Origin of the sequence: Bradyrhizobium sp. PMVTL-01 (assembly GCF_051861855.1) — a bacterium.
Lineage (GTDB): Bacteria > Pseudomonadota > Alphaproteobacteria > Rhizobiales > Xanthobacteraceae > Bradyrhizobium.
The window spans coordinates 6,877,945-6,898,469 of the sequence record NZ_CP193982.1 but is presented as its reverse complement, the minus strand read 5'-3'; the positions used below and the strand labels follow the sequence as shown (position 1 = coordinate 6,898,469).

The following is a 20,525-nucleotide window of genomic DNA, read 5'->3' as shown; positions in this document are numbered from 1 at the left end:
TGACAGGCCCCGTGAAGCCATCCAGACTGCCTCTCCGGCGGGATTGCGGATTGCTTCGTCGCTTCGCTCCTCGCAGTGACGGTGATAAACGTGGCCCATGTCCAAAGTCACCCCCGCCACCCGCGCGCTCACGGCCGCCGGTGTTGCCTTCACCGTCCACACCTACGACTACGATCCCGACGCCGGGAGCATCGGGCTCCAGGCGGCTGCCGCCCTCGGCGAGGACCCCGCGCGCGTCCTGAAGACGCTGATGGCGCTGGTGGACGGCAAGCCGGTTTGCGTGGTCGTTCCGTCAGACCAGGAGGTCTCGATGAAGAAGCTCGCGGCGGCGGCGAGCGGCAAGTCGGCGCAGATGATGAAGCCGCCGGAGGCCGAGCGCGTCACCGGTTTCAAGGTCGGCGGCATCAGCCCGTTCGGGCAGCGCAAGCCCGTGCGCACCGTGATGGAGCAGAGCGCGCTCCTGCATGACCTCGTCTATCTCAACGGCGGCCAGCGCGGCTTGCAGGTGCGGCTGAAGCCCGGCGACGTCAGGGATGTCCTGAAGGCGGTCGTCGCGGACGTGCTCGCGTGAGCGTCCCGTCTATTGCTTCTGCAGCAATTTCAGCCGGCAGCGCAGCGCTTCCCGGATATGCGCCCGCGCCAATTGCTCGGCCTTGTCGCCGTCGCGCGCGGCGATCGCCTCAATGATTGCCTGATGCTCGCCGTGGCTGGTTGAGGGGCGTCCGGGCACCGTGAAAGTGGTTGGACCGAGCAGGGCGATCCAGTCCTGCAATTCGCGCGAAGCGTTGTCGAGATACCGGTTGCGCGCGGCGCGGCAGATCGCCTCGTGGAAGGCGCGGTTGAGCCGCGCCATCTCGGCGGCGTCGGTCTCCGACGCATCGACAAAGGCCTGCTCGATATCCCTGATCGCGTCGACCTCGGGGGCGGAGGCATGCGCGGCGGCGAGGCGCGCGGCGGCGCCCTCCATGATCTCGCGCATGGCGTAGAGTTCGAGCACCTCCGAGATGTCGAGGTTGCGCACGATCAGGCCGCGGCCGCCGGCGGGTTCGACGAAGCCGCGCGCCGCGAGCCGGCCCAGCGCCTCGCGCACCGGCGTGCGGCTGACTTTCAGCCGCTGCGCGACTTCCTCCTCGCGCAGGCGGTCGCCGGCCCGGTAGCTGCCGGCCTGCAGCGCCTCGCACAGCGAGCGGAACACGGCTTCACCGAGCGCCACCGCGCCGCCGCGTCCGATGGATCCACCTGTCTTTGCCGGGCGTCTGGCCATGCATCCTCGTCTGCCGCCAAGCGCATCCTGCCCATGCAGAGATGTCGCTTGCGCACCTACTGTATATCTTTGTATACAAAAGTACGCAATGGCTGGCGCGGTTGTCCGCGCCGGCCGGCGGCAGAATGTCTCCAACTTCGTCGCATTGGGCAGGCGTCATGAGCAGCAAATACGACGTGCTGGTGATCGGCGGCGGCAACGCGGCACTGTGCGCGGCGATCAGCGCCAGGCGCGACGGCGCCTCGGCGCTCGTGCTCGAAGGCGCGCCAAAATTCTACCGCGGCGGCAATACCCGCCACACCCGCAACATGCGCTGTGCCCATGACGCGGCCACCGAAATCCTGACCGGCCCCTACACCGAGGAGGAGTTCTGGGAGGATCTCTTGCGCGTCACCGGCGGGAAGACCGACGAGGAGCTGGCCCGTCACATGATCCGGGAGTCCAAGGACATCCTGAACTGGATCGTGGAGCAGGGCGTGCGCTGGCAGCCGTCGCTCGGCGGCACGCTGAGCCTCGGCCGCACCAACTCCTTCTTCCTCGGCGGCGGCCGGGCAATGCTGAACGCGCTGTATCTCACCGCCGAACGGCTCGGTGTCGATGTCGAATACGATGCCGAGGTCACCGACCTCGTGATCGAGGACAGCATGTTCCTTGCCGCGCGCCTCAAGCGGCCGATCAACGGCGAAAGGGAAATCCGCGCGACCTCGCTGGTCGCCGCGGCCGGCGGCTTCGAGGCGAACATCGAATGGCTGAAGCAATATTGGGGCGATGCCGCAGACAATTTCCTGATCCGCGGCACGCCGTATAACCGCGGCTCGATCCTGAAGATGCTGCTCGACAAGGGAGTGCAGGAGGTCGGCGATCCCACCCAATGTCATGCGGTTGCGATCGACGCCCGCGCGCCGAAATTCGATGGCGGCATCATCACGCGCCACGACTCCGTCGTGTTCGGCATCGTCGTCAACAAGCACGCCCAGCGCTTCTACGACGAAGGCGAGGACATCTGGCCAAAGCGCTACGCCATCTGGGGCCGGCTGGTCGCAGCGCAGCCCGACCAGATCGCCTACATCATCTTCGATTCCACCGTCGTGACGAGCTTCATGCCGACGCTGTTCCCGCCGATCGCCGGACGGACCGTCGCCGAGCTCGCCGGCAAGCTGGAGCTCGATCCGGCCGCGCTGGAAAAGACCATCACCGATTTCAACGCCGCGGTGCGCCCCGGCACCTTCGACCACACGATCCTGGATGACTGCGTGACCGAGGGCATCACGCCGCCCAAGACGCACTGGGCGCGCAAGATCGAGACGCCACCTTATCTCGCTTATCCGGTGCGGCCCGGCATCACCTTCACCTATCTCGGCACGCGCGTGAACAAGGAGGCACGGATGCTGATGGCTGACGGCAAACCGTCCGCGAACATGTTCGCGGCCGGCGAGATCATGGCGGGCAATGTGCTCGGCAAGGGCTATGCGGCCGGCATGGGCATGACCATCGGCAGCGTGTTCGGACGCATCGCGGGTCGGGAAGCGGCGCGCCACGCCAAGAACTAGGGATCAAGAAGAAAGCCAAAGGGAGAAACCATGTCGCGCATTGCCATCGCTTCGATCACGGCGCTGCTGATCGCCGCCCAGGCCCGCGCTGCCGAGCCCATCACCCTGCGCGACATGGGCTCCTTCCATGTCGGCGGGCGCCTCGTCGAGATATCCGGCAAGCCGGTGAAGGAGGTCATGTTCACGCCCGGCGGCGTGCCGGCCAAGGTCGATCCCAACGGCACCTACCAGGTCGAGCAGATGTACGTGCAGTACTTCCTGCCGGCCAACCAGAAGGGGGCCTATCCGCTGCTGATGTGGCACGGCGGCGGACTGACCGGCGTCACCTACGAGACCACGCCCGACGGACGCGAAGGCTGGCTGAACTACTTTCTGCGCAAGGGATGGGCGGTCTACAATTCCGATGCGGTGGAGCGCGGACGCGCTGGCTGGGCGCAATATCCCGATATCTTCAAGAGCGAGCCGGTGTTCCTCACCACGGCCAATCCGTTCGAGCGCTTCCGCATCGGCGATGGGCCGAACTCCTACGACCCCGATCCCGCCAAGCGGAAGGTGCTGCCTGGCAACCAGTTTCCGGTCGAGGGCTACGAGAACTTCGTCAAGCAGAACGTGCCGCGCTGGACCACGACCGACGATGCGACCATCGCCGCCTACATCGCCGAGATCGATCGCGTCGGCCCGTCGGTGATCCTGTTCCACAGCCAGGCCGGCAGCTTCGGCTTCAAGGTGGCGCAGGCCCGGCCCGACAAGGTCAAGGCACTGATCGCGATCGAGCCGGCCGGCATCGGCGACCCCGCCAAGGCGGATGTGCTGAATAACATTCCGACCCTCATCATCTATGGCGACTATATCGAGAGTGATGCCCGCTGGCCCAAGATCCGCGCCAACGGCGTCGCCTTCGCCGACGCGATCAAGGCGGCCGGCGGCAGCGTCGACGTCATCGACCTCCCGCAGGCCGGCATCAAGGGCAATTCGCACATGGTGATGATGGACAAGAACAACCTCGAAGTGGCTGGCCTGATCCAGAAATGGCTCGAGGCAAAGGGCCTGACGAAGTAGAGCCATGCACGGAACCCAAATCCTCGACGAGGCCGACCGTCTGATGACGGTGTGCAATTCCTGCCGCTACTGCGAGGGATTGTGTGCGGTATTTCCAGCGATGGAGATGCGCCGCGCCTTCTCCGACGGCGACCTCAACTATCTCGCCAATCTCTGCCATGCCTGCGGCGCCTGCTACGTCGATTGCCAGTTCTCGCCGCCGCACGAGTTCAACGTCAACGTTCCCAAGACGCTGGCGGTCGCGAGGGCAGAGTCCTATGCCGCCTATGCCTGGCCGCGGGCGCTGTCCCGCGCCTTCGCGCGCAACGGCCTGGTCATCAGCATCGTTGCCGCGCTCAGCATGGCCGCCTTCATCCTCGGTTTTGCCGCCTTCAACGACCGCAGTGTTCTGTTTGGTGTCCACACCGGTCCCGGTGCCTTCTACAAGCTCATGCCGCACAATGCGATGGCTGCATTGTTCAGCGCCGCCTTGCTCTACGCCATCCTGGCCCTCGTCATGAGCGTGCGCGCCTTCTGGCGCGACATCGGTCCAGCCATCGGTGGCCGGGCCGATGGCGGTTCGATCTATCAGGCAATCCGGGATGCCGGCGAGCTGCGCTATCTCCATGGCGGCGGCGTCGGCTGCTACAACGAGGACGACAAGCCCACTGACCGGCGCAAGCTATACCACCACATGACCTTCTACGGCTTCCTGCTCTGCTTAGCCGCGACCTCGGTCGCGACGCTCTATCACTATCTGCTCGGGCGCGAGGCGCCGTATCCGTGGTGGGACCTGCCGGTCGCGCTCGGCACGCTGGGCGGCATCGGCCTGATCGTCGGGCCGATCGGCCTGTTCACGGCCAAGATGCAGCGCGATCCCGCACTGCTTGACGAGAGGCGCTACGGCATGGACGTCGGCTTCATCGCCATGCTGTTCCTGACCGGGCTCACTGGAATGCTACTGCTGATCCTGCGCGAGACTGCCGCAATGGGACCGCTGCTCGCATTGCACCTCGGCGCCGTGTTCGCACTGTTCATCACCATGCCCTACGGCAAGTTCGTGCATGGCATCTATCGCTTCGTAGCCCTGGTCCGCTATGCGCAGGAGCGCCGCTCGGCCACCTGATCAGGTCGGTCGGAAGCGGCCGTCGCGCAGAAAGGCGATCGTCTGCTTGATCGCGGCGGGGTGACGCGGAAGCGCGGTGTGGGACGCCTTCACGACGACATGGTCGGCCATGCCGGCCAGCATCGTGCTCTGCACCGATACGCGCCCGTCATTCGGTTTTGGCAGAACGAAGTGGCCGGCGACGGGATCGATGAAGCGGTTTCCGGCGATCACGCCGACCGGATAGTCGATGGCGGGGAGGGCGTTCGTCGCGGTCGCAGGCGTGGTGGTGAGCTCGAGGCCGGCCGGCCCGTAGAATGCGCGGTAGGGCGGAAATCCCTGCAGGAGATCGGCGACCTCGCTGCCGCTGTTCGGCGTGCCCAGCATCACGACGCGGCCAAGCCGGGCGGGGCGGTGACTTGCGATATAAGCGCGCACGACCAGGCCGCCCATCGAATGCGCGACGAAATGCAGCGGTGCGTCGCGTTCGGCGAAACGGGCGATCGCCGGATGAATGTCGTCTGCGATGGCCGCGATCGGCTTGCTGCGGCTGGGATAGTCGATGCTGAGCGCCGTGAATCCGCCCGACTGGAGCGCCCGCTCCAGCTTCGTCAGGGATGCCGAGGTCCGCGCGATGCCGTGAAGCAGAACCACTCCGGGGCATCGCGCGTCGCCTGATCGAGGCGCCTCGTCCATCTCGTTTACGCGACCTCGCGCTCCGGCGAGGACGCCTGCTCGCGGGCCATCGTCGTTGCCGTGACATAGTCGGTCTTGCCGGTGGCGAGCAGCGGCACCTTGTCGACCACCATGATCGTCGCGGGCACGGTCAGCTCGGAGGCACCGATCGCCTTGGCGTGGGCCTGCATCGCGCTGCGCTCGGCGTTCTTCTCCGTCGTCAGCAGCACGATGCGTTCGCCCTTGCGCTGGTCCGGGATCGACACCGCGACCGAGGCGGCCTGCGGCCACAGCGCCGTCGCGATGGCTTCGACCGCCGACAGCGAGACCATTTCGCCCGCGATCTTGGCAAAGCGCTTGGCGCGGCCCTTGATGGTGATGAAGCCCGCCGAGTCGATCGCCACGATGTCGCCGGTGTCGTGCCAGCCTTCGGGAAGCTTCTCGAGCACGCCGGGATTTTCGACTCGCAGATATCCCAGCATCACGTTCGGCCCGCGCACCGAGAGGCGTCCGCCTTCCTCGATGCCTGGGACCGGATCGAGACGGCTTTCCATCAGCGGCGAGAGGCGACCGACGGTGCCGGGACGGTTGGCCATCGGCGTGTTCATCGCCAGCACCGGCGCAGTCTCGGTGACGCCGTAGCCCTCGAGGATGCGGATGCCGTAGCGCTCCATGAACACCTGCCGCGTGCGATCCTTCACCGCCTCGGCCCCGGCGATCACCAGACGCAGGGTCCGGAAGTCATAGGCGTGGGCCGAGCGGGCGTAGCCGGTGAGGAACGTGTCGGTGCCGAACAGGATGGTGGCGCCGGTCTGGTAGATCAACTCGGGTACGATGCGATAGTGCAGCGGCGAGGGGTACATGTAGATCGGAATGCCCGCGAGCATCGGCATCATCATTCCGCCGGTCAGGCCGAAGGAGTGGAACACCGGCAGCACGTTGAACACCTTGTCATCGGCGTTGGCGTCAACCCGCGCCAGCGCCTGCGCCGCGTTGGCAAGGATGTTGCGGTGGGACAGCACCACGCCCTTGGGCGTGCCTTCCGAGCCCGAGGTGAATAGCACGACGGCGGGATCATTCGCCTGGCGGGACACGCGCGGCGCGGTGCCCGCGAGCAGGCCCTTGATCTTGTCGGCCAGCCCGATCGAGGCGCGGACGTCCTCGAGATAGACGATGCGCGCCTCGGCGGAGATCGCGGCCATCAGCTTGTCGAGCTTGCCCTTCTCGATGAAGGCCTTCGAAGTCAGCACGGTCTTGACCTGCGCGGCCTTCATCGCGGCGAGCACGTTGACCGGCCCGGCCGAGAAGTTGAGCATCGCCGGCACGCGGCCGATGCTCTGCAATGCCATGAAGACGACGGCGACACCCGCGGAGTTCGGCAGCAGCACGCCGACATTCTCGCCGGCGGAGGTGCCGGTTTCGAGCTTGCGGCTCAAAACCTGCGCGCCGAGGATCAGCTTGCGATAGGTCAGCCTGGTGCCGAGCGCGTCCTCGATGATCACCTTGCCGGTGTCGCGGTCGCGATAGGCATGGCCAAGCGCTTCGAACAGCGTGTGATCGAGCATGGCGTTCTTGACCATCGCGTCGATCATCACGTCCTGGAGTGCGGCGCCGGCGGCATTGCGACGCGCCTTGCCTTTCAGGGCTTCATCGACCGGAAGCTTGACTGGCGGCAGGATCGTGACCGTCACCCGCGGAAACCAGGAACGCTTGATCTGGCTGGAGTTGAGATAGCTGAGATGCGAACGCTGCGCGCCTTCGATGCGGACCGGCACGACCACCGCGTCGGCCTTGTCGGCGATCATCGCGGTGCCATCATAGACCTTCATCAGCGAGCCGGAGACGGTGATGCGTCCCTCCGGGAAGATGACGACGGGCTCGCCTGCGGCGACCAGCTTGATCAGGTCGCGCGCGGCCAGCGGCTTGGTCGGGTCCATGGTGTAGTGCTTGACCACGCGCAGGAACGGCTTGGCCCACCAGGCCTTGGCGATGCCGGTATCGACCGCGAAGCTCGCGTCGATCGGCAGTACGGCGTGCAGCAGCGGGCCGTCGATCAGGCTGACATGGTTGGGCGCGATCAGCATCCGCGTGCCCGGAGGCGGCAGGTTCTCGAGGCCACGCACCTCGGTGCGAAAGAGGGCGCGGAACAAAAGTCCGCCGGCATCGCGCACGCCTTCCTTGCCCCATTTCGTCAGCACGAACCACACCGCGCCGAAGCTGGCGAGGCCAAGGCCGAAGAAGATCCAGCCGACATGCAGCCCGCCCGCCTGCAGCAGCGCGACGAACAGCGAGCCGACCACCATGAAGGCAGCCTGCAGCACGTTGCCCGCGGCGATGATGCGGGCGCGCTCGGAAGGGTCCGACCAGGCCTGAACCGCGGCGAAGGATGGGACCACGAACAGGCCGCCGCCGAACGCGAAGGCGACGAAGTCGGCCAGCATGCGCAGCCCCGCGAACGAGGTCGCGAAATCGATCGCGGTGATGTCCTGGCCCTTGGTGGTCACACCGATGGCGAAGGCGAGATCGAGGCCGGCAAAGCCCATGATGATGGCGCCGATCGGCACCAGCGCGAGGTTGGGGCGAACATGGCTCAGGCTTGCGGCAAACAGCGAGCCGATGGCGATGCCGATCGCGAAGATCGCAAGACACAGCGTCACCACGCCTTCGGTGCCGCCGACCACCTCCTTGATCAGCGCCGGCAGCAGCGACAGCACGATGGCGCCGACCAGCCAGAACCAGGAGACGATCACGGTGCCGTCCCAGAGCCGGTGATCGGCGTAGAGCGTCTTCAGCAGGCCGAGGGTCGAGGTCCAGGGATTGGCGTCGACGGGCAGGTCGGGCGCGGAAGGCGTCGTCTGCGGAATGCGGGAAGCGAAAGCCCAGGACAGCAGAGCCAGCACGACCACGGCCGAGGCGACCCAGCCCATATGCGCGGAGCCGGCCACGAATTGGCCGCCGGCGACGGTGCCGAGCAGGATGGCCATGAAGGTCGCGCCTTCGACCAGCGCGTTGCCGGTCGCGAGCTCGCCGAGCTCGAGCTGGTCCGGCAGCATGGCGTATTTCACGGGGCCGAACAGGGCGGCGATGGTGCCGAACAGCGCGAGCGCTGCAAACAGCAGCGGCACCGAATGCAGGAAGAAGCCGGCGGCAGCGAAGCCCGCGGCGAAGATCTCGACGAATTTGAGCCGCCGCGCGACGACGGACTTGACGTATTTGTCGGCGAGCTGGCCGCCGAGCCCGGACAGGATGAAATAGGGGAAGATGAAGACGGCGCCTGCCACCGTCACCAGCGCATCGCCGTGACCGGTCGCGGCACTGTAAAGCAGGATGATGACGAGTGCGTTCTTAAGCACGTTGTCATTGAGCGCCGAAAAGAATTGCGCCCAGAACAGCGGCGCGAAGCGGCGTGACGACATCAATTCCCTGATCATGACAAGTCCTGTTTTGGAAAGGCAGCCTGGGTTGTTGCTTTGGCGGTGAAAGTGTCACGACCGGAAGGGCGTGGGACGAACGATTGCAGAATGACTGTTGTGGTCGGTCTGCTCTGTCCCCTTGGTCCCTCTGATCCTGTTGGTCTCCAAATGGTCTCGTTAGGTTCGCAATTCCCGGCGCGGCCGCGTCAGCCTTGGGCGGAAAGGGCCACTCTGACCCGGATAGGCGGCCGGCCGTGAGCAAAAGTTGAATTGGATCGATGAGACCCGCGAGATCGGCTGCGAATGTTGGCCAATGGTAAGTCCATCATTGCGGCCTTTCCTTGCATTCGAGCCGTTTCGCGGCGCGCGTCTCAGGTGAGATGGGCGAGGTGGCGAAAGGGCGAGAGGCGACCAAGCAGGCTGAACCGACGGCCTTCGCGACGGACGCGGCCACGGTTGGCCCGCCACATCCGGAAGGTGGCGCGCCGCTCGGCGAGCACGCCGGCAATGTCGCAGGCATTGGCGATGCGATCGATCGGCGCCATCACGAACTTGAGCAGGGCCCGGCCAAGGCCGGTCACGAGGGCTGCGGCGTCATCGACGAAGGTGGCGGCGATATCAACAGCGAGGGTTTGCATTTTGCGGGTCTCCGAGATAAATTGAACAATGTTCACATTGGTAGCCTGAAAATGAACAATGTTCAAGAAGAATCGCCGCGGGATCAGAAAAAAAATCGGCGCCGGCTCCAGATCCTGGAGATCGCCCGCACCATCATTACGCATAAGGGCTTGAGATCACTGAAGGTTCGGGACGTTGCGGAGGCCGCGGGCTGCTCGGTTGGCAGCGTCTATAACGAGTTCGGCGATTTCGACGGGGTCATCCTGACCGTTAACCGGGAGACCGTTCAGGCGCTCACGGCCCGGCTGCGTGGGGTTCCGGCAGAGGATCCCATCCGCCAGCTGTACGGGCTTGCCGAGACCTATCTCGAATTCTTTGCGGAGCACGCCAATCTGCTGCGCTCGCTGTTCGAGCATCGGATGGAGGACGATCGTCCGTATCCGGACGACATCCTTCAGATGGTGATGGACGCCTTCGCGCTGATGCACGCGCCTTTGGTGCGGGTGCTACCGAATGCGGATGACGTGAAGATCGCGCTGCTGTCGCGCACCCTGTTCTCCGCCGTGCACGGCATCATCTCGCTCGGCCTCGAGGAGCGCATGGTGGCCGTGCCGCCACAGATGCTGCGCCAGCAGGTCGAGCAGTTTATCGATACGCATCTTGCCGGCCTTGGAATTCAGCCCCTGAGATAAGGGGCCTGCAGCGTCAGGCCCGCGCAGCTTCGCGCGGCCGTGTCGCAACGAGCACGACGTCGGGCCGCACGCTGTCGACCTGAACCCGATTGCGGCCCTTTTCCTTGGCGCGGTAGCAGGCGGCATCCGCGCGGCGCGTCGCCTCCTCGAGGGCTGCAGATCGCCTCAAATGCCGAGAAAGCGGAACTCGAGCGATATCGACAAATCAATGCCGCGCATTCGTCGCGTGCTGTTTACCCGATCGAGAGAATTGCTAGACCAGCACCGGCTTGCGTACGCGGCCGGCATCGCCGAACACACGCAGGTAACGCTCGATCTCCGAAGGCAGGCCGGTTGCCTTTTCCGGATTGTCGGAGAGCTTGACGGCCGGATGGCCGTCGACCGATGACACCTTGCAGACCAGCGAGATCGGATCGAGATTGAACGAGCCGTCCGGCGTGCAGCCGACGAAGTCGTTGGTGAGGTTGGTACCCCAGCCGAACGACAGCCGCACGCGGCCGGTGAAATGGTGATAGGTCTCCTCGATCGAGCCGACGTCCATCGCGTCGGAAAACACGAGCAGCTTGTCCCTGGGATTGCGACCCTTCTTCTCCCACCAGGCCATGATCTCCTCACCGGCCTGGATGGGCGGTGCGCTGTCGGGGCGGAAGCCGGTCCAGTCGGCGACCCATTCCGGCGCATCGCGGAGGAAAGCCTTGGTGCCGAAGGCATCGGGCAGTGCGATCAGAAGGTTGCCGCCATAGGTCTGGCGCCACTGGTCGAGGATGCGGTAGGGGGCCCAGCGCAATTCCTCGTCGTCCCTTGCGAGCGCAGCCGCGACCATCGGCAGTTCGTGCGCGTTGGTGCCGATGGCTTCGAGATCGTTGTCCATCGCGAGCAGCACATTGGACGTGCCGATGAAGGAGGGGCCCAGGCCTTCCTTCACCGCCTCGACGCACCAGCGCTGCCAGAGGAAGCCGTGGCGGCGGCGGGTGCCGAAGTCGGAGAGCCGCAAATTCTCCAGCTTGCGCAGCCGCTCGACCTTGGTCCACAGCTTGGCCTTGGCGCGTGCGTAGAGAACGTCGAGCTCGAATCGGCCGCGGCCCTTCATCGCGGCGCGCGAGCGCAACTCGTTCAGGATCGCGAGCGCCGGAATCTCCCACATCGAGGTGTGGGTCCACGGCCCGTGGAAGTGCAATTCATACTGGCCGTCGACCTTGCGCAATTCGTATTCGGGAAGGCGGAATTCGGCGAGCCAGCGGATGAAATCCGCCGAGAACATGTGGGTCTTGCCGTAGAACGTGTTACCGGCCAGCCAGATCAGCTCTTTCTTGGTGAAGCGGATGGTGCGCGCGTGGTCGAGCTGGGCGCGCAGCTCGCCCTCATCGATGATCTCGGCGAGCCGCACATGGCGCGAGCGGTTGATGACCGAGAAGGTCACCTGCTGATCCGGGTAATCCTCCCGAATCATCTGTAACATCAATAGCTTGTAGAAATCGGTATCAAGCAGGCTGCGGATGATGGGATCCAGCCGCCAGCTATGATTGTAGGTCCGGCTCGCAATGTCGGTCACTGTCATGGAGCTAATTCTAGCGTGGTGACCCCCGCCCAACCAGTGGGTTTGGCGAGGGGCTGACTTTCCCGAAATTGGAGCGTGGGTTCAGTCTCCGGCCGCCGTCGTCGCGACGGTCTCGAGCTGGCTTCGAATCCAGCGATGGGCCGGGTCCTTCTGGTAGCGCTGGTGCCAGACCATGAACATCGGCAGCTCGGCCAGCGTCCGGGTGCGCGAGGCCAGCGGAATGCGGGCTTGCGCGAAGCCGCCCATCACGCCGGATGCGAGCAGGCTCGGCATGCTTGCGAGCATCTGCGATCCGCGCAGGAACGAGGGCACGCCCGAGAAGCTCGGCACCGAGATGGCGATGTCGCGGTGGAAGCCATTGGCCGCGAGGCGGCGGTCGAAGTCGAGCCGCTCGTTATCGGTATAGACGACGGTGATGTGGCGCGCCGCGAGGTATGCGCTGCGGCCGGCGGGCGCCACGCGTGCCTTGGGATCGTAGTAGCAGACGTAGTGATCGCTGAGCAGCCGCTTCTGCACGATGTCGATACCGGACGGCGGCAGAGGAGTGATCATGAGATCGCAGCGGTTCTCGCGCAGCATCGCGGGCGAGGGGGATTGCGAGGGGATGACGCGCAGGTTCAGCTTCTTCACCTGGCCGGCGACATGGTCGAAGAAGCGTGGCAGCAACAGGTCGCGCTGGAAGTCGTTGGCGGCGATCGTCAGCGACAGCTGCGCCTGTGCCGGCACGAAGCTGACGCCGCCGGCAAAGCTGCGCATCTCGTCGATCAGTGCGCGCGCCTTCGCAGCCAGCGCCTGGGCGTGCGCGGTGGCGACGATGCCGCGACCGGACTTCGCGAACAGCGGGTCGCCGGCAATCCGCCGCAGCTTGTTCAGTCCGTGGCTGACCGCGGATTGCGTCAGGCGGAGCCGTGTTGCCGCCGCCGTCACCGATCCCTCCTCCAGCACCGCGAGGAACAGTTCGAGGGCGTGGCCGTCGAGCGCCAAATGATCGATTTTCTTCATGCAATTCATTATAATCGATCTATTTATCTTGAGAATAGGTGGCGGCATTATCGTCCAATAAGCCGCGCGCCCGGACCGGGCGCCACAGGGAGAGACAACGCCGATGAATGCCCAGGCGACAGCCTTGCAGGATCCCCGCCTCAACCGCCCCGAGCCGTTCACGCCGCCGCTCGGCGATGGCGGCTTTTTCCAGCGCGATCGTTCGATCCATCCGCCGGCGCATGCGCCCGGTTACAAATCCTCGGTGCTGCGCTCGCCGCGCCAGGCACTGCTGTCGCTGGAGAACTCGGTCTCGGAGATTACGGGGCCGGTGTTCGGCCACAACGATCTCGGTCCGCTCGACAATGACCTGATCCGCAACTACGCCAAGGACGGCGATCCCGTCGGCGAACGCATCATCGTCCACGGCCGCGTGCTGGATGAGACCGGCCGCGGCGTTCCGAACACGCTGGTCGAGTTCTGGCAGGCCAATGCCGGCGGCCGCTATCGGCACAAGAAGGACACGTATCTGGCGCCGATCGATCCGAACTTCGGCGGTTGCGGCCGGGCGCTGACCGACGACACCGGCTACTATTATTTCCGCACCGTGAAGCCGGGCCCCTATCCCTGGCGCAACTACGTCAACAGCTGGCGTCCCGCCCACATCCACTTCTCGGTGTTCGGCTCGGGCTTTGCGCAGCGGCTGATCACCCAGATGTATTTCGAGGGCGACCCGCTGATCCCGGTCTGCCCGATCCTGACGACGATCCCGGACAAGGATGCGCTCGACCGCCTGGTTGCGCCGCTCGACCTCAACGCCTCGACGCCGTTCGACTCGCTCGCCTATCGCTTCGACATCGTCCTGCGCGGCCAGCGCTCCACCTATTTCGAAAATCGCACCGCGGGGAACTAAGTCCATGCCGCAGCCGCTCAACTATCTCAAGGAAACCGCCTCGCAGACCGCCGGACCCTACGTCCATATCGGCCTGATCCCGGCTATGGCCGGCTTCGACATCTTCGAGAAGAACTTTTCCAACGTGCTGGTGAGGCCGAACACCAAGGGCGAGCGCATCACGCTGGAAGGCAGGGTGCTCGACGGCAGCGGTGCGCCGCTGCGCGACGTGCTGCTGGAAATCTGGCAGGCCAATGCGGCCGGCCGCTACAACCATCCGGCGGATCGCTCGGCCGGTGCGCTGGAGCAGGAGTTTCGTGGCTGGGGCCGCGCCGGTTCCGATTTCGACAGTGGACTCGTCACCTTCGAGACCATCAAGCCCGGCGCGATCACCGACAAGGCGGGGCGCAAATGCGCGCCGCACGTCAATGTCTGGATCGTCGCGCGCGGCATCAATATCGGTCTCAACACGCGGCTCTATTTCTCGGACGAAGAGGCCGTCAATGCCGCCGATCCCGTGCTCAACCTGATCGAACCGCCGGCGCGTCGCAAGACGTTGATCGCAACGCGCAGCGAGCGCGCGGGCAAGGTCGTGTATTCCTTCACGATCAATTTGCAGGGGCCTGAGGAGACGGTGTTCTTCGACGTGTGACGATCCGGCGGTGTCCTGCAGGGTCACTCCACCCGGTCGCCGCGTTTGATCGTTCCGCGCGCGAGGAATTGCGGTGGCTGCCGCACCTCGCGCGATCCCGGCCGCTCGACCGGATCGCGCCCCACTCTTTGTCTCAGTTCAGCCAAATCCATGAATACGTCCGCCTGCCGGCGCAAATCGTCGGCGATCATGGGTGGCTGAGTGGAGAGTGTGGAGACGACCGTCACGCGAACACCGCGGCGTTGCAGGGATTCCACCAGCGAACGAAAATCCCCATCGCCGGAGAACAACACGATCTCGTCGACATGTTCGGCGAGCTCCATCGCACTCACGGCGAGATCGACATCCATGCTGCCCTTCACCTTGCGGCGGCCGGTAGTCGCGTCGACGAACTCCTTGGTGAACTTGGTGACGACGGTCAATCCGTTGTAGTCGAGCCAATCGATCAACGGGCGGATTGACGAATATTCCTGATCCTCGATGAGGGTCGTGTAGTAGAAGGCGCGCAACAGCGTGCCTCGGCCTTGAAATTCGCCGAGCAGACGCCGGTAATCGATGTCGAAGCCGAGCGCCTTGGAGGTGGCATACAGATTGGCGCCATCAATAAAGAGTGCGATCTTCCCAATCGAAGACATTATGGACAAATCTCCAGTTCCGCACGAAGCCAGCCTGTTCGGCCGCAGGGCACCGTGTGTTCGGCGGGAAACACTGAAGGCGCCGACGGCTTGCCAAAAAAGCGGCGCCGGCGACCGGACAGGGGTGGCCGCCTTGCGCCAAGGTTAGGGAGGGGTCGATGCCACCAGCGCCAGGGCGCCGAATGCAGCCACGGTAGGGCGAGCGCATTGCCTGCTCAATTGTACGGAGGTAAAGGGCCTCTATCCAAAGGATAGCACCCCATATACGAAGGTAAGTGGGGCGCACCGGCAACCAACGCGACTGCGGCGGGGCCTCCGACCATCAGCGCGCGTGGTCCTTCGTCCGATGGGTCAGCCTTCGCCGTCATGAAGCTGCGTGCGAAAGGCGCGCGGCGACAGTCCTGTGGCGGCCGCATAGACCCGGCTGAAATAGGCGGGGTCCTCGAAGCCGAGCGCGTAGGCGATCGTCGAGACCGGCAGGTTGGTGTAGACGAGGTTGCGCCGCGCCTCGCGGATCAGCCGGTTGAGGATCAGGTGCGAGGCGGTGTCGCCCGTTGCCGCCCGCGTCACGCGGTTGAGATGGGTCGGCGTGATCGACAGCGCGCCTGCGTAGTCCGCAACGCTCCAGCGCTGCAGATGGTGCTGTTCGAGCAGCGCCTCAAAGCGGCGGAACAGGCTGCTTTCCGCAGTGCCATTGCCGCCGCTCCCACTGGTGATCGCGCGGGCCACCAGTCCGATCATGGCCGCCGACAACGCCCGCAAAACATGCGCGCGGCCGTAATCACGCCCCGCGTGCTCAGCAAAAATCTGCTTCATGGTGGTGCGGATCTGTGGCGTGCCGCGTACGATGGCAGATCGCGACAGGACTCCCCGCAAGCCTTCGGCCGCGAGCAGCGCCTCGTCCAGGATCTCGGCGGCGATGGTCAAGACCCAGCCCTGGGTATCCGGCTCGAAGCGGAAGCCGTGGACGTGTCCGACAGGCACGTTGACGATCTGCATCGGCTTCAAGGGCGCGACGCGCCCGTCGAGCGTCGCCTCGCCGCCGCCGCGCTCGATCAGCAGAACCTGGTGCAGTCGGGCATGGCGGTGCACCGCCAGGGTCCAGTCGTGCAGCACCGAGCGGGATGCGATCGTCTCGCAGTGCACGACGTCGGGCAGATCGCCGGATTCGCCGAACAGGTTGTAGACCCGGATCGCCGGGGCGGGGGCTGTGCTTCTCATGTTCGAATAGTACAAGACAATGGCAAAACCCTCCATCGGTTTGCGGCGTGATATCTGCAAAAAAGTGCCGGGGGGAGGACGCAAAAATGAAAGTTCAGGTCTGTATCATCGGTGGTGGGCCATCCGGGCTGCTGCTGTCCCAGCTGCTGCACCTCAAGGGCATCGACACGGTCGTGCTGGAGAAATACAGCCGCGACCACGTGCTGGCCCGAATCCGCGCCGGCGTGCTCGAGCACGGTTTTGCGAAACTGATGCGCGAGGCGCAATGCGGCGAGCGGATGGACCGCGAGGGCGAGATCCACAACGGGTTCGAGATTGCCCATGACGGCATGCTGTCGCATATCGACCTGCACAGGCATTCCGGCGGCAATTCGGTGCTGGTCTACGGCCAGACCGAGCTGACGCGCGATCTCTACGAGGCGCGGGACCGCTTTGGCGGCATGGTCGTGCACAATGCGCAGGATGTGACGCCGCACGATCTGACTACGGACCGGCCTTACGTGACCTATCGATCGAACGGCGAGACGATCCGCATCGATTGCGACTACATCGTCGGCGCCGACGGCTTCCACGGCGTCAGCCGCAAATCGATCCCGAAGGATGTCCTGCGCGAATACGAGAAGGTGTATCCGTTCGGCTGGCTAGGGGTGCTGTCGCGCACCAAGCCGGTGTCGCCCGAGCTGATCTATGTGAAACACGCGCGCGGCTTTGCACTCTGCTCCCTGCGTTCGCAGGTGCTCAGCCGCTACTACATCCAGGTGCCGCTGACCGACAAGGTGGAGGACTGGAGCGACGATGCGTTCTGGGCCGAGCTGAAGCGCCGCCTGCCGGACGACGTCGCAGGCCGCCTGATCATGGGGCCGTCGATCGAGAAGAGCATCGCGCCGTTGCGCAGCTTCGTCGCCGAACCGATGAGCTATGGCCGCCTGTTCCTCGCCGGCGATGCCGCCCACATCGTGCCGCCGACCGGCGCGCGCGGACTGAACAGCGCCGGCTCCGACATCTACTATCTCTATCACGCCATGCTCGCGCATTATCAGCGCGGTGACGATTCCGGCCTCGAAGGCTATTCCGCCAAGGCACTGGCGCGGATCTGGAAGGCGCAGCGCTTCTCCTGGTGGATGACGATGATGCTGCATCGTTTCCCCGACCGGATCGAATATGAGGACCGGCTGCAGCAGACGGAGCTCGACTATCTGCTCTCGTCGGAGACGGCGCAGCGGTTGCTTGCGGAGAATTATGTGGGGTTGCCGTTTTAGGCCTGTTGCGCCAGCGCCGCTGTCTTCCCTTCTCCCCTTGCGGCCCGCAAGGGGAGAAGGGAAGTTCAGCTCGCTTGAATCGCTGCGCTACTTCCCTTCCAGCGTATTGACCGGCGTCCAATCCGGAGGTGGCGGACTTGCGGCAAGCGCCCTTGCACGCTTGGCGAACAGTGCCGCGGCCGGATCGATCTTTGCTCCGCCGTCGAACGCATCGGCTGCCTTCGCAAACTCCCTTGCCCGCCAGCAGGCCAGCCCTTCCGCATACGTGGCCGCCACCTTCGCCTGCGCGGCGCTCTCCGCGCCCCTCTCGGCCAGCGGCTCGAACACCCGGATCGCCTCGCCGCGGCCCATCACCCTGATCGCGTCCAGCTCGCGCCAGGCGAAAGAGTCGCCGGTCTGCGCGGCCGTCGCTTCCGAGGCCATGATCGCGGTGCCGTAATATTTGTTTGCGCCTTCGAGCCGCGAGGCGACGTTCACGGTGTCGCTCATCACGGTGTAGTTGAAACGGCGGCGGGAGCCGATATTGCCGACCACGGCTTCGCCGCTGTTGAGTCCGATGCGGTGCGACAGGCCGTGGCCGGCGAAGGCGGGGTTGCCGGCATTGAGCTCAGCGAGCTTCTCGTGGCACTTCAGCGCCGCGCGAACCGCGTTGCGGGCGTGGGCAGGATCGTCGGCGGGTGCGCCGAACATGGCGACGATGGAATCGCCGATATATTTGTCGACGTAGCCGCCATGGCCCTCGATGATGTCGGTCATGGCGGAGAGATATTCGTTCATCAGCGTGACCAGTTCGCCCGGTGTCATCGTCTCCGCGATCGAGGAGAAGCCGCTGAGATCGGAGAAGAACATGGTGACGTTGCGCATCTCGCCGCCGAGCGCCGGCATCTTGCCGGAGGTGACCATGGTGTCGATGACCTCGGGCGCGAGATAGAGGGCAAAGCTCTTGCGCAGGAAACGCTCGTCGCGATCGGCCAGCACGAAGCGATAGCCGATCATCATGGCGAGCGCGGCGAGGCCGGCAAGTACGGGTTCGGTCAGCGGAAGCGCGATGGCATGCGCGAATGTGCTGACGGCGACGATGGCGTAGGCAATGGTGAGCGAAAGCCAGGTGATCGCTGCACCGGTCGGAGCGAGCAGACAGGCGGCACCGGCAACGATAGCGGCGAACAGCATTGTGAGGATCGGTCGCCACGGCGAGCCGAGCTCGGTGACGGCATCATGCTCGAGCAGATTCCGCACGACTGTGGCGTGGACGAAGACGCCGGCGACTGCGCTGCGGGTTTGTTGCGCGCTGGTCGCAGGCGCGGGCAGGGCGCATCGTGGCCCGGGTGTTCCATCGTATCCGGCAGCCAGGCGCATCGAGGTGAGCTTGCGATCGTCGAAGGTGAGGATGCTGCCGAGCAGCACGATCTTCCCGTCGAAGGCGCGACGAAAGAAGTCGGTGTCTCCCTTCTCGACACAGGCGCGCAAATCCGCGAAGGAATAGGTAGGGACGTCGCGGCCCATGCCGCGGAAATTGAGCGTGAGCGTGTTGGGGACCGCGCTTGGGATCGCGTAGTCGAATAAGTTCGTCACGCCGGCCGGCCCGGTCTCAGGCTTCGCACCGAGCGCGCGCGCGGCGAGTTCGACGGCCATCGCAGGCACGGGTTGGCCATCGATGGAAAAGCTCAACGGCATCCGCCGGATCACGTCGTCACCGTCGGTATGGACGTTGAGGGCGCGGATATTCGATTTCACGGCGACCTGCTGGGCGCGATCGGGTCTGTCCGGATGATCGTTGCTCAGGATTTCGCCGAGCACGAGCTTGCCGCTGTCGGAGAGTCGCCTGAGTGCAATCAGATAGTCCCGGTCAAATCCCCTTACGCGGCTGCCGAACGACGCCTCGCCAAAGGGAATTTCCGATTGCTCGATCGAGCTCGGAAAGATGACGTCGAAGCCGATCACCTTGGCGCCGCCCTCGGTGATGCCGCCGAGCACGCGGCCGATCTCGCGCGTCCAGGTCTGGGTCGGCGATCCCTTGAAGGGCGGGGTCTCATACGTCTCCCCGTCGATCGCCACCACCACGACCGGCGACGTCGCGGGATCACGGCGGTCGGGGGCGAGCTTGCCGCGCAGCGCCGTGAGGATGTCGAGCGAGAGACCTTGCAGCGCCTGAAGCGGTGGTGACGTGAAGACCGCGCCCGCAAGGAGCGCAATCAGGATCGCCGCAACGATGTCCCGCCTGCCGATCCGCCGCATCGCGCCTTCGCAGAGCCGCCTATTCGAGCCGCAGCAGGCGGCCGACGATCGGCGTCGGCGACGACGTGGCGCCGGCATCGATCTGGAAGGCGTAGCGCTTGGCGCCGAGGATGGCGAGATAGCTGCCGCCGGGGGTCAGCGACTTCCCGGCCTTGGCGAAGTCATAGAATTTGCCGCCAACCATGACCTCGTTCTTGAGCGGCACTGTGATGGTGGGTTCCTTGCCGTCGGTGCGCTCGATCACCAGCGTGCTGCCGCTCTTGGCCTGTACCAGGGGGGCCGTGCCGTAGAGCGTCGGCAGCTTGGCCGGGGCGCCCGTGGCATCCGAGCGCATCGTGCGGAAGGTGGTCGCGGCGCTCTGGTTGGCCTCGCGCTCGGACAGCTTTGCCGCATTGGTGTCGCAGGGCACCTTCTCGCGCTTGACCTCGCCGAGCTGCACGGTGCTCTGCTCGGCGCCGACCAGCACCACGCCCTCACTGATGGTCTCGCGCTGGCAGGATTTCAGGTAGCTGAGCGTGATGCTCGCCTTGGGCCCGAGCTTGATGATCTTGCCCGCCGCCACGTAGTCCATGAACGCGATGCCGTCGACCTTGCCCTGGACGTCCTCGACGATTGCAGCCGGGGTCTCCGCCAAAGCGGGGGCCGCAACACAGAACGCGCCGGCAACGGCGCCGATCAGGCTTTTCATGGGTATTCTCATCCAATTCGACCGATGCTGTGCCGGTCGTGCCCCG

Annotated in this window: 17 protein-coding genes and 1 pseudogene; 8 read left to right on the top strand and 10 right to left on the bottom strand. The window is 65.1% G+C overall.

The genetic code is table 11. From position 1 onward, the window contains the following. Nucleotides 1-97: 97 nt before the first annotated feature. On the top strand, nucleotides 98-571 hold the full coding sequence (gene ybaK, locus ACRQ5Q_RS33340; RefSeq protein ID WP_439373614.1) for a Cys-tRNA(Pro) deacylase: 474 nt from the start codon (nucleotides 98-100) through the stop codon (nucleotides 569-571). Between the two features lie 9 nt (nucleotides 572-580). On the opposite strand, the gene ACRQ5Q_RS33335 is transcribed toward ybaK, so the two are convergent. Then, entirely contained in the window at nucleotides 581-1,264 is a 684-nt protein-coding gene (locus ACRQ5Q_RS33335; protein ID WP_439373615.1) for a GntR family transcriptional regulator, read from the bottom strand. 158 nt (nucleotides 1,265-1,422) lie between these two features. Here ACRQ5Q_RS33335 and tcuA point away from each other — a divergent pair, with 158 nt between their 5' ends. From tcuA to tcuB, 3 genes are read left to right on the top strand one after another with little or no spacing between them, the layout of a single operon-like run. Beyond that, nucleotides 1,423-2,814, top strand: coding sequence for an FAD-dependent tricarballylate dehydrogenase TcuA (tcuA, locus tag ACRQ5Q_RS33330; protein WP_439394170.1), 1,392 nt, complete (start codon nucleotides 1,423-1,425; stop codon nucleotides 2,812-2,814). Between the two features lie 30 nt (nucleotides 2,815-2,844). Beyond that, entirely contained in the window at nucleotides 2,845-3,873 is a 1,029-nt protein-coding gene (locus ACRQ5Q_RS33325) for an esterase (protein ID WP_439394169.1), read from the top strand. Between the two features lie 4 nt (nucleotides 3,874-3,877). After that, complete coding sequence (gene tcuB, locus ACRQ5Q_RS33320; RefSeq protein WP_439394167.1) at nucleotides 3,878-4,978, top strand: tricarballylate utilization 4Fe-4S protein TcuB; 1,101 nt, start codon at nucleotides 3,878-3,880, stop codon at nucleotides 4,976-4,978. Here the strand turns inward: tcuB and ACRQ5Q_RS33315 are convergent, their stop codons facing one another. Both ACRQ5Q_RS33315 and ACRQ5Q_RS33310 read right to left on the bottom strand, forming a co-directional pair. Beyond that, nucleotides 4,979-5,653, bottom strand: coding sequence for an esterase/lipase family protein (locus ACRQ5Q_RS33315; RefSeq protein ID WP_439373619.1), 675 nt, complete (start codon nucleotides 5,651-5,653; stop codon nucleotides 4,979-4,981). A 5-nt stretch (nucleotides 5,654-5,658) separates the two neighbouring features. After that, a complete protein-coding gene (locus ACRQ5Q_RS33310) occupies nucleotides 5,659-9,063 on the bottom strand; it encodes an acyl-[ACP]--phospholipid O-acyltransferase (RefSeq protein WP_439394165.1) in 3,405 nt (1,134 codons plus the stop codon). A gap of 671 nt (nucleotides 9,064-9,734) precedes the next feature. Here ACRQ5Q_RS33310 and ACRQ5Q_RS33305 point away from each other — a divergent pair. Beyond that, the gene (locus tag ACRQ5Q_RS33305) at nucleotides 9,735-10,355 is read left to right on the top strand and encodes a TetR/AcrR family transcriptional regulator (protein WP_439399921.1); all 621 of its coding nucleotides are present in this window, start codon (nucleotides 9,735-9,737) and stop codon (nucleotides 10,353-10,355) included. A gap of 13 nt (nucleotides 10,356-10,368) precedes the next feature. Here ACRQ5Q_RS33305 and ACRQ5Q_RS33300 read toward each other — a convergent pair. The 3 genes and pseudogenes from ACRQ5Q_RS33300 to ACRQ5Q_RS33290 form a co-directional block, all read right to left on the bottom strand. Next, nucleotides 10,369-10,515, bottom strand: a pseudogene (locus ACRQ5Q_RS33300) (GGDEF domain-containing protein); the annotation flags it as partial. Between the two features lie 93 nt (nucleotides 10,516-10,608). Continuing rightward, nucleotides 10,609-11,913 (bottom strand): nicotinate phosphoribosyltransferase, encoded by a 1,305-nt coding sequence (pncB, locus tag ACRQ5Q_RS33295; protein WP_439373621.1) that lies wholly within the window; start codon nucleotides 11,911-11,913, stop codon nucleotides 10,609-10,611. Between the two features lie 81 nt (nucleotides 11,914-11,994). Continuing rightward, nucleotides 11,995-12,924: a LysR family transcriptional regulator gene (locus ACRQ5Q_RS33290; RefSeq protein ID WP_439394163.1), complete on the bottom strand. Its 930-nt coding sequence runs from the start codon at nucleotides 12,922-12,924 to the stop codon at nucleotides 11,995-11,997. A gap of 94 nt (nucleotides 12,925-13,018) precedes the next feature. Between ACRQ5Q_RS33290 and pcaH the strand changes: the two genes are divergently transcribed. Continuing rightward, nucleotides 13,019-13,807 carry a protocatechuate 3,4-dioxygenase subunit beta gene (pcaH, locus tag ACRQ5Q_RS33285; protein WP_439373623.1) on the top strand — a complete coding sequence of 263 codons (789 nt, stop codon included), beginning with the start codon at nucleotides 13,019-13,021 and terminating at the stop codon, nucleotides 13,805-13,807. 4 nt (nucleotides 13,808-13,811) lie between these two features. Further along, nucleotides 13,812-14,438, top strand: a complete 627-nt coding sequence (gene pcaG / locus ACRQ5Q_RS33280) for a protocatechuate 3,4-dioxygenase subunit alpha (RefSeq protein ID WP_439373624.1) — start codon at nucleotides 13,812-13,814, stop codon at nucleotides 14,436-14,438. Between the two features lie 23 nt (nucleotides 14,439-14,461). Here pcaG and ACRQ5Q_RS33275 read toward each other — a convergent pair whose 3' ends face one another. Both ACRQ5Q_RS33275 and ACRQ5Q_RS33270 read right to left on the bottom strand, forming a co-directional pair. Then, nucleotides 14,462-15,073 (bottom strand): LabA-like NYN domain-containing protein, encoded by a 612-nt coding sequence (locus ACRQ5Q_RS33275; protein WP_439394162.1) that lies wholly within the window; start codon nucleotides 15,071-15,073, stop codon nucleotides 14,462-14,464. Between the two features lie 351 nt (nucleotides 15,074-15,424). Next, entirely contained in the window at nucleotides 15,425-16,330 is a 906-nt protein-coding gene (locus ACRQ5Q_RS33270) for a helix-turn-helix domain-containing protein (RefSeq protein ID WP_439373626.1), read from the bottom strand. A gap of 50 nt (nucleotides 16,331-16,380) precedes the next feature. Here ACRQ5Q_RS33270 and pobA point away from each other — a divergent pair, with 50 nt between their 5' ends. Beyond that, nucleotides 16,381-17,553 (top strand): 4-hydroxybenzoate 3-monooxygenase, encoded by a 1,173-nt coding sequence (gene pobA / locus ACRQ5Q_RS33265; RefSeq protein ID WP_439394160.1) that lies wholly within the window; start codon nucleotides 16,381-16,383, stop codon nucleotides 17,551-17,553. Nucleotides 17,554-17,640: 87 nt separating this feature from the next. Here pobA and ACRQ5Q_RS33260 read toward each other — a convergent pair whose 3' ends face one another. Together ACRQ5Q_RS33260 and ACRQ5Q_RS33255 are read right to left on the bottom strand one after the other, a co-directional pair. Then, the gene (locus ACRQ5Q_RS33260) at nucleotides 17,641-19,791 is read right to left on the bottom strand and encodes a CHASE2 domain-containing protein (protein WP_439394159.1); all 2,151 of its coding nucleotides are present in this window, start codon (nucleotides 19,789-19,791) and stop codon (nucleotides 17,641-17,643) included. A 19-nt stretch (nucleotides 19,792-19,810) separates the two neighbouring features. Then, entirely contained in the window at nucleotides 19,811-20,479 is a 669-nt protein-coding gene (locus ACRQ5Q_RS33255; RefSeq protein ID WP_439394157.1) for a hypothetical protein, read from the bottom strand. Nucleotides 20,480-20,525 lie beyond the last annotated feature (46 nt).

Excerpts from the sequence above, each read along its gene's own strand:
- ybaK (WP_439373614.1), top strand. The coding sequence starts at position 98 with ATGTCCAAAGTCACCCCCGCCACCCGCGCGCTCACGGCCGCCGGTGTT.
- pobA (WP_439394160.1), top strand. The coding sequence starts at position 16,381 with ATGAAAGTTCAGGTCTGTATCATCGGTGGTGGGCCATCCGGGCTGCTG.
- ACRQ5Q_RS33305 (WP_439399921.1), top strand. The coding sequence starts at position 9,735 with ATGAACAATGTTCAAGAAGAATCGCCGCGGGATCAGAAAAAAAATCGG.
- ACRQ5Q_RS33270 (WP_439373626.1), bottom strand. The coding sequence starts at position 16,330 with ATGGAGGGTTTTGCCATTGTCTTGTACTATTCGAACATGAGAAGCACA.
- pcaG (WP_439373624.1), top strand. The coding sequence starts at position 13,812 with ATGCCGCAGCCGCTCAACTATCTCAAGGAAACCGCCTCGCAGACCGCC.
- ACRQ5Q_RS33255 (WP_439394157.1), bottom strand. The coding sequence starts at position 20,479 with ATGAAAAGCCTGATCGGCGCCGTTGCCGGCGCGTTCTGTGTTGCGGCC.
- ACRQ5Q_RS33325 (WP_439394169.1), top strand. The coding sequence starts at position 2,845 with ATGTCGCGCATTGCCATCGCTTCGATCACGGCGCTGCTGATCGCCGCC.
- ACRQ5Q_RS33260 (WP_439394159.1), bottom strand. The coding sequence starts at position 19,791 with ATGCGGCGGATCGGCAGGCGGGACATCGTTGCGGCGATCCTGATTGCG.
- pncB (WP_439373621.1), bottom strand. The coding sequence starts at position 11,913 with ATGACAGTGACCGACATTGCGAGCCGGACCTACAATCATAGCTGGCGG.
- pcaH (WP_439373623.1), top strand. The coding sequence starts at position 13,019 with ATGAATGCCCAGGCGACAGCCTTGCAGGATCCCCGCCTCAACCGCCCC.
- tcuA (WP_439394170.1), top strand. The coding sequence starts at position 1,423 with ATGAGCAGCAAATACGACGTGCTGGTGATCGGCGGCGGCAACGCGGCA.
- ACRQ5Q_RS33290 (WP_439394163.1), bottom strand. The coding sequence starts at position 12,924 with ATGAATTGCATGAAGAAAATCGATCATTTGGCGCTCGACGGCCACGCC.
- ACRQ5Q_RS33275 (WP_439394162.1), bottom strand. The coding sequence starts at position 15,073 with ATGTCTTCGATTGGGAAGATCGCACTCTTTATTGATGGCGCCAATCTG.
- ACRQ5Q_RS33310 (WP_439394165.1), bottom strand. The coding sequence starts at position 9,063 with ATGATCAGGGAATTGATGTCGTCACGCCGCTTCGCGCCGCTGTTCTGG.
- ACRQ5Q_RS33335 (WP_439373615.1), bottom strand. The coding sequence starts at position 1,264 with ATGGCCAGACGCCCGGCAAAGACAGGTGGATCCATCGGACGCGGCGGC.
- tcuB (WP_439394167.1), top strand. The coding sequence starts at position 3,878 with ATGCACGGAACCCAAATCCTCGACGAGGCCGACCGTCTGATGACGGTG.
- ACRQ5Q_RS33315 (WP_439373619.1), bottom strand. The coding sequence starts at position 5,653 with ATGGACGAGGCGCCTCGATCAGGCGACGCGCGATGCCCCGGAGTGGTT.